The organism is Marinilabiliales bacterium, from assembly GCA_007695015.1.
GTDB lineage: Bacteria > Bacteroidota > Bacteroidia > Bacteroidales > PUMT01 > PXAP01.
In genome coordinates, this window is sequence record REEN01000064.1 from 91,159 (window position 1) to 99,487 (window position 8,329).

Annotated in this window: 5 protein-coding genes; all 5 read right to left on the minus strand. The window is 49.4% G+C overall.

The window, feature by feature from the left end:
- Positions 1-20 precede the first annotated feature (20 nt).
- The 5 genes from EA408_09285 to EA408_09305 all read right to left on the minus strand — a co-directional run bounded on the left by EA408_09285 (position 21) and on the right by EA408_09305 (position 8,324).
- Positions 21-2,819 carry a TonB-dependent receptor gene (locus EA408_09285; GenBank protein ID TVR71524.1) on the minus strand — a complete coding sequence of 933 codons (2,799 nt, stop codon included), beginning with the start codon at positions 2,817-2,819 and terminating at the stop codon, positions 21-23.
- Positions 2,820-2,980: 161 nt separating this feature from the next.
- Entirely contained in the window at positions 2,981-3,874 is an 894-nt protein-coding gene (locus EA408_09290; GenBank protein ID TVR71525.1) for an AP endonuclease, read from the minus strand.
- A gap of 169 nt (positions 3,875-4,043) precedes the next feature.
- On the minus strand, positions 4,044-5,054 hold the full coding sequence (locus EA408_09295; GenBank protein ID TVR71526.1) for a sugar phosphate isomerase/epimerase: 1,011 nt from the start codon (positions 5,052-5,054) through the stop codon (positions 4,044-4,046).
- Positions 5,055-5,079: 25 nt separating this feature from the next.
- Positions 5,080-6,258 carry a glycosidase gene (locus EA408_09300; GenBank protein TVR71527.1) on the minus strand — a complete coding sequence of 393 codons (1,179 nt, stop codon included), beginning with the start codon at positions 6,256-6,258 and terminating at the stop codon, positions 5,080-5,082.
- 191 nt (positions 6,259-6,449) lie between these two features.
- Positions 6,450-8,324: a sodium:solute symporter gene (locus tag EA408_09305; GenBank protein ID TVR71528.1), complete on the minus strand. Its 1,875-nt coding sequence runs from the start codon at positions 8,322-8,324 to the stop codon at positions 6,450-6,452.
- Positions 8,325-8,329 lie beyond the last annotated feature (5 nt).

Here is an 8,329-nt window from a genome sequence, read left to right on the forward strand (position 1 = left end):
AGTTATGATGATTATTATTGTCAGTTGATACTGTATCTTAACCCCAAAAGCACGGTGCGGTGGAAAAGGTCGCTTCTTGAGAGCACGCGGTGCGAATCGGGTTGCAGGTGTGGTTCTGCTGCAAATGCAGCTTCATTTGATGCAGGTATCTCCAGCTCAAAAGGAGTGTTAAGGATATTGTTGACCTTAAGATAGGCAATCAAACCCGGGATAATTCGCTGATCAAACGAGAAATCAAGCTGGGTGATGGCGCGTTGCCACTGATCATTGTCCTTGTATGCTGAGATATACGCGATCCTCCTGCCGGTATATACTGCCGCAATCTGGGCATCGGTTCCTGTCGTCTGGTTCTTGTACAGGACAGACAGGTTGCCCAGATGAGCAGACTGTCCCTGAAGAGGCCTGGTCTGGGGCTCAATCCGGCTTGCCAGGCTACCGTTAACATCCCGGTAATTGACAATCTTATCAGAGGTTATCCGGGAATTTGTAAAGGTGTAGTTACTCCTTATGCCAAAACGGTTAAAGTACTTTATAAAATCGATCTCAACTCCCATATTGGTTGCGGTGCCAAAATTCTGAGGTGTAAGAAAAAGCCGGTTGGCAAGATCCTCCCGTCTGACCACGGCAGTCTCTATAGGGTTTTCGATCTGCTTGGCAAACAGACCAACCATAAACTGATCAAGGGGATTTGGAAAATACTCGTACCGGAAATCCAGATTCCTCGCGTAAGCATGTTTCAGATCAGGATTTCCGGCCTCCCTGAACTGATCCTCTTCATAGAAATTGTATGGTATGATCTCAAAATAACCCTGCCGGCTGATAGATTCATAGTACGAAGTCCTGATATTCTGGGACGCATCAAGTTCATACTTAAGATGCAGATGTGGCAGCAATTCGGTATATTCGGTTGTACCAGTAGAACCGACAACACCTCCCGGTGCCTTTGTATCCCAATTCATTTCAGTCATTTCAAGGCGCATCCCGGTCATAACATTCAGTTTATCGAGAAGCCTGAAATCTACCATCGCGTATCCCGCAAGTACATTTTCAGATAGCTGATAATTCAGTGCATTCAAAGGTGACCCATTAATAGCCACCCTGAAAGTGTTTTCGGTTATATCACCCTGGTATAGCTGGTATGTGGGAGAGGTACCAAGCCTGTATCGGTCAAAATAATTCTCTCTCTCTTTATTCCTGAACATCCCACCGGTCTTGAAGGCAAAAGTTCGTCCGAACAAATCTGCATTATAAAGAATGTTCAGGTATGCAGCCAGATCGCGGTCAGAATTACCCATCCAGCGCCTGAAGAAACCGCGGTGGTTTGTATTGTCGTAAACCCAGTCGCCCTGTCTGAAAGTGCCGTCAGGTTGCAATCTTCTCTCAGATATGACCATAAACTCGGCCATGTCGGGATCCTCATATGTTGCCCTGGAATAAACAGCTGACCAGTCGACAGACAGTTGGTCTGTTATCCTGTGGGTCCCATGCAGGTTGTTTGTATTTATATTACTGATCCTTTGCCGCGTCCTAATCCATTTTTCAATTCTGCCGGTTCCGGGGCCTGAACGTGCAAGCTGCAAGGCTGTATCGACCATGACCCTTGTCTCTTCCTCGGCCAGTCTCATCAGTGAAGAATAGAAGCTGATGTAGTTGTCCTGATCAAGGCGGTAATCAAGTTTTGCATGTGCACCTGACCTGGTTTGCCGTGTTGATCTGTCAGCCGTAATGGCATTGTCAAGGACGGGCAAATTGGTTTCCCGGTCGGTTGAAAAATGGAAGAAATCACTTTCTGAGCCCCTGACTGTATTCTGGTGAGAAAAAGCGGCTAAAACCCCAAGTTGACTGCTGCTGCCAAATCGCCTGCCGGCAGATAACCCGTACACATGGTTCAATGGCATTGATGAATGAACCGTATGATTTGCGCTTTCGATGGGAAAATCTCCCTCCGTGCTCTGATAATCATCTCCATTATTCATGCGGGGTGATTTCTTGCTCACACTGCTCTTGTCGAATGATGCAAAATCCCTTTCAAGAAACAGGCTGTTCAATCCGCTACCCAGGTTTAAACTGAGCATCGGCGTTTCAGGTGCATCCTTGAGTTTCATATCAACCACCCCTCCAATTGCATCGGCCTCCATATCCGGAGTCAGCGATTTCGTAACTTCAAGCCGCTCCAGCAAGTCGGCAGGAAATATGTCAAGGGGAACATATCGATTATTGTTATCCGGGCTGGGTATTTTTATACCATTCACCAGCGTGTAGTTATACCTTTTGTCCATGCCGCGGACAATAGTATGCTGACCGTCACCGGTGGGGCTTCTTTCAAGGGCTACCCCTGATATGCGCTGTGCAACATTTGCAACTGTGATATCAGGTGAGAGCTCTATGGTACTCTGTGCTATTACATTCTTGACATTCGGGGCCAATCTTTCAGTGGCCCTTGCGCTTGTCTCAGTTCCGGCAATCCTTGTCCCGATAATAGATACACCAGCAATATCAAGGCTTGATATCTCAAGTTCGAAATCAACTCTCAGGTTGTTTTCAATAACTACCTCGATTGTCTGGGTTTCATATGATATAAAGGAGACCCGGACTGAATAATTACCTGCAGGTACGCCTCTTACCCTGTAACTGCCGTCAAGTCCGGCGATAGCATGAAGGTTGGTACCTTCAACAACTACTGTGGCACCAGTTAAAAGATCACCATTTCCTCTTTCAGAAACGGTACCGGAAAGAATATAACCCTGTGAACTGACATCAAATGAAGAAAATCCGAGAATACAAACCAGGAAAAGAACAGACTTTTTAAAAAACACCATCAACAAGCAGTTTTACATTCAGCAGTTAAAAATCTTTCTGCAAAACTACTTAGGGTAGGTTAAGAGGATGTTAGCTAAACATTAATAATTGTTTAAACCTGGCCTGTCTCACCTGAACACCACTATTTTCGGGCAATATGATGCCAGACAGTCTCTTTTTCCTACAGGTTGTCAACCAGCATCCGGAGTCCCCTCAGGTTGCGCTCAAGCACCTTTTCAATATCCTCACCCTCGGTATGCCCAAGTATGCCGACAGTGCCATTAAAACCTGAACGGGCCAGCACTTCCATCATTTCTGCTTCATGGTCGCCGCTTCCGATATCAAGGATCTTCGGGCCGTCCCTACTCATACCATTAAGATTGACCGTGTAAAGATACGGCAGCATAACATCAAGCATCCCGGAAAAATCATCAATATGGTGATGGGCATGGTGGAAGTTGTACACTATGCCGATACTGTCCCTTCCGGTTTGTTCTATTATCCGCACCTGGTTTTCAGGCTCCCCGAACCAGTCCATGTGATTATACAGCGCAACCCTGCAGCCATAGCCCCTGACCCGGTCGTGCACCTTCAGAACCGCCCGGGCAGCACGCGCGACTTTCTCTTCGTCTTCCAGTCCGTCAAAATAATCACTCCTGAAACTAACCCAGAAGTCGGTTTCAGCACCACTGTCCCTTACCGCATCGAATATGCGTTCCTGGTGCGGTAAAAACCCGTTTTCCACTTCATGGTCAATCCAGAACCATACTGCCGTCAGCTCAATGCCATAATTCCCAAGGGTCTCTATCTCTGCCGGCAGGGTTTCAATATGCTCCATCCGCCAGTCCCACGCCATCTTCTCAAAACCCAGTCGCTTAAGCATTTCAGCCCTTTCAACGGATGTTCTCTCAAGTGCGTCAAATGGAACTATGCACCATGCAACAAGGTTATCCATGGCAAATATATCGGCTTCCTGGCCTTCGTCTCCGGAATAGCTGCATGAAACCACCGGGAAGCACAGTAAAAGAAGCAGGTATCTCATACCCTGGGTCCGAAATGATATTATTGGCTTCATATTCTAATTTTTAAAATTCAATTACCTGAATACTCCCGACCCGCTAAAGAACCCTGCATTCCGGGTTTAAAACTCACTTGTACCGTTAATTGTAAAAACCGGCTGTGAAATTAACTTTCACAGCCGGCTCTGACTGACCGCGGCCAGAAGCCGCCGGTGAAACATTGTATTACCTGTAGTCTGCCTTTACATAGTCGGCGTTCAGCAGGTACTCAAGGCTGATCCTTACGCTCTCGATGGGCTCGTAGTTGTACTGTTCAACCTCTACGACGTGGTATCTCATACCTGCAAGTTCGGCATTCTCATATGCAGGCCTGAAGTCCATTGTACCGCTTGCTCCTATCTCTTCCCTGTCTTTGACATGGAACATGAGCCAACGGCCGGGGTATCTCCTGAAATAATCAACGGGGTCCTTGCCGCCCTCAGCTATCCAGTAAAGGTCAAGCTGAAAGAATACATATTCTGGATCGGTGTTCTCCAGCATATAATCCATTGCAACAACCCCCTCTACTTCTGAGAATTCAATCGCATGGTTGTGGAACCCGAACTTAACTCCCCTTTCGCTCGCCCTTCTGCCGATTTCGTTGAAATAGTCTACCCATTTCCGGAGATTCTCAAGGCTTTCAAAAGCTGAGCGGTCCATCGTGGGAGCTATCATATAGGAAATTCCTCCCCTGACATGGGCCTCAATGGCCTGATCCCACCATTCCATTGCTTCATCCCATCCATCTTCCTGCGGAAGCGGACGGTATACATGGGTGCTGAGATGTTTCATTCCGTTGGCCTCGACAAGTGCACCAAAATCTTCAGGAGACATACGGTAAAACTGGCCATTCTGATATCCGGCCGATTCAACAAAGCTGTATCCCATTTCGCCAAGCGCCTGGATAGTTCCTTCAGGATCTGCATTCATATCGCCCCGCACTGACCAGAGCTGTATCCCTATGAACTTCTCCTCGGCGGGAGCTTCGCACGAAACCATGCCTGCAGCCATAAAGCAGGCTATCAGAATAAATCCGAATAAATAAGTGATTCTTTTCATAATACTGTTTTTTGTTTTTAAGATATTTAAGTTAGTAACTTCAGCAATGTTGCAACCTGTAAATTTATGAAAAAAACCGGTGTAAAGCCATTTACTTCTAACATTTTTTAACCCTTCCACAGCATATCCGTGGTTCACCCGGGAACACAACCTGTATGCGCTTTTACACAACAGTCATATTGCGGTCAATTATCCCATTCAGTATTTCAACATTTCCAGCCGAAGTCAGGCTGTCCTCCGGTGTATTTACCGCATAGTCAACCAGCCTGTCCACGGTGGTTTCAGCAACATGCATCCTGGTATCTGACGATCCGTAATATATCAGCACCCTTCCGCCATCCATCTCTACCCAGCCGTTCGAAAAGACAACGTTGGAAACATCCCCTACACGCTCTTCGTACTCCGGAGCAAGAAAATAGCCGGCAGGACGGTGCGTGACCTCCGACGGGTCATTCAGGCCGGTCATGAAAACATAGAGCACATAGCGTAACCCTGCAGCACACATCCGAACCCCGTGGGCCAGATGGAGCCATCCCTTGTCTGTCTTTATCGGTGCGGGGCCCTGTCCGTTCTTCGATTCTTTTATAGTATGGTAAACCCTCCCGTCAACTATCTTCTCCTCATCTATCCCGGCGCTTTCCATCGATTCAGTCAGCGCCCAGCCTATGCCGCCTCCCGAGCCCGCTTCGATAAAGGAATCCTGTGGCCGGGTATACAGGGCATATTTACCATCAATAAACTCCGGATGCAGAACGACATTCCGCTGCTGCGCCGAAGCTGTTTCCAGGTCAGGCAGACGCTCCCATTCCTTAAGATCCCTGGTGCGTGCAATACCGCAGGCAGCCAGCGCCGATGATGTGTCTGAGGCCGGCACCGAAGGGTCCTTTCTCTCGGCACAGAAAAGTCCGTAGATCCAGCCGTCCTCATGCCGGGTAAGCCGCATATCGTAAACATTCGTCTCGTCAGGATGTGCCGGGGGCAGAACAACCGGCCTGTCCCAAAACCTGAATCCGTTTATCCCGTCACTGCTTTCAGCAACAGCAAAGAAGGATTTCCGGTCGTATCCCTCGACCCTTGCAACAAGCAGCACTTTACCCTCATGCCTGATCGCACCGGCATTAAACACACTGTTTATCCCGAAGCGCTGTATCAGCAGGGGATTTCTCCCGGGGTCCAGGTCATATTTCCAGAATACGGGTATATGCCCGGCTGTCAGTACCGGGTACCTGTACCTGGTAAAAAGCCCGTTATACTCATCCAGAGGTTCATTTTTCCTTTCAACAAGTTCTCTGTACCTCTCATAAAGCTCCTTAAGCCTCGTTTCAAAACCTTTTTCCTGCATATCACGTAGTTTTATTATTATACGAACGGTTTACAGCCGGCCCCGGCATGCCATAACAGCCTGCCGCATCAACTCAAGGCAGCAGGTCGCACCAACTAATGACAGCCTGCCGCATCAACTCAAGGCAGCCGGCCGCATCAACTCCAATCCGGCAAACCACGGTATTTCAGGGCAGGGGGCAATGCAGCGCCCTACCTCCCCGTGTGGATGCCCTCGGTCCTCTCCCTCTGCCACTCAGCCTCGTGCTTATCCATATTATCATACCAGAACCGTTTCAGGAACAAACCGCACAGCGCCAGTCCGCCAAGGACTGCAGCCAGCCAGCCGTACCTGCCAAGAATGATATAGAACGGGATCAGCACCAGCAATACCTGCGCGGTGGTGGCAACAACTATGTTTATCATATCCCTGCTAAAATCATTGTTCTTCCTGAAACCGGGCTCCCTTGCAACGACCTTCTCATGTACGGGCTTCCAGAAGCCCCATGGCCTGACGTTCCTGTAGAAATCGACCAGCACCTTTTCCTCAGTCGGCGGATGAGCATAGGTACCCCAGATACATCCCGCGACAGAAACCGCCAGGAATATCGGGAAAAGGTAGAGATGCAGCACGCCCGGGAAGAAGAAGGGAACTATCATGGCCGCCAGCAGTCCCGAAACCATACCCCAGAAATACCCGTAGCCGTTGAACCGCCACCAGTACCATTTCACCACGTTTGGCGCCACATAGCTGCCGTACAGCGCCGACACTATCCACTGAAGTATAGCATTCACATTCTCTGCAAATATGCCGAACCCGATGCTTATCACGACCACCAGGATGCCGAACAGGTATGAGACATTGCTCACCGTCCTGTTGGACGCATCAGGCTTAACGTACTTCAGGTATATGTCGTTTACCAGGTAGGCCTGTGCGGCATTCAGCGTTCCGGCGAAAGTCGACATGAACGCGGCCAGCAAGCCCGCCACAAGCAATCCCAGGAGTCCGACCGGCACAAAGCTGCTGATGGCTGCCGGCAGTATCTGCTCAAAATCAACGACTCCCCCCACGAGAAGATTAAGTTCATCATAATAGAGCAGTCCGAGTATGGCAAACCCCACAACCATAAAATAGCGTACCGGGAAGAGCACCACCGACACAAACCCGCTAAGCAGCGATGCCTCTTTCGGACTCTTTGATGACAGTATCTTCTGCATATCGTAATTGGGCGCAGGACCCGCTGCGCTTACCAGTATCCCCTTGAACAGCACCATCCCCATGAATATGCTGAAAAGCGAGTAGCCGTCACTCCTGATATGCTCATTAACACCCGCGATGATCCCGCTCCAGTCCATGTCAAGCCTCCACCCGAACCATGGTGAGTGCCAGCTTTCCGGCACCACGAGAGGATTTGCGCTCAGCGCATTCATCGCGATTATGCCAACGGCAACAGCCGATACCGTCATAATAATATACTGCAGCACATCGGCCCACACTATGGAGCTCATCCCGCCCAGCACTGTGTAAAACATGGCGAACAGTGTGAAAAGGATACCATACACATGAGGTATGTAGGCTTCAGGCACATGAAAAGGCACAATTACCGAAACGTACTCCCACGGAATGAACAGCATCATGAACTTCCCCAGTCCGATAAACCCGTAGGCAAGGAACCCGAGGCATGACACCAGCGCATAGACAACCACAATGTTGTGCGACATCAGTCCGCTCCGCCCCGTCCCGAAACGGGTGCCTATCCACTCGGCACCTGTAGTCGCCCCCGACCGGCGCAGCCACATCGAAAGGTATATCATCAGGAACACCTGGTTAAAGGTGGGCCAGAGCCATGGTATCCAGATACTCTTGAACCCGTATACAAATGCCCATGTCACCAGGAGCATGGTGCCCGAAATATCGAACATGCCCGAGGCATTCGACAGTCCGAGCATATACCACGGAAGCTTTTTCCCTCCCAGCAGGTAGGCCTCCTTGCCCTGCTGCGCACGCCGCTTCATCACCAGTCCGATCACCACCGTGGCCGAAAGGTATGAGAGGATGATCACAATGTCGAGAACAGATAGCTGCATATTTT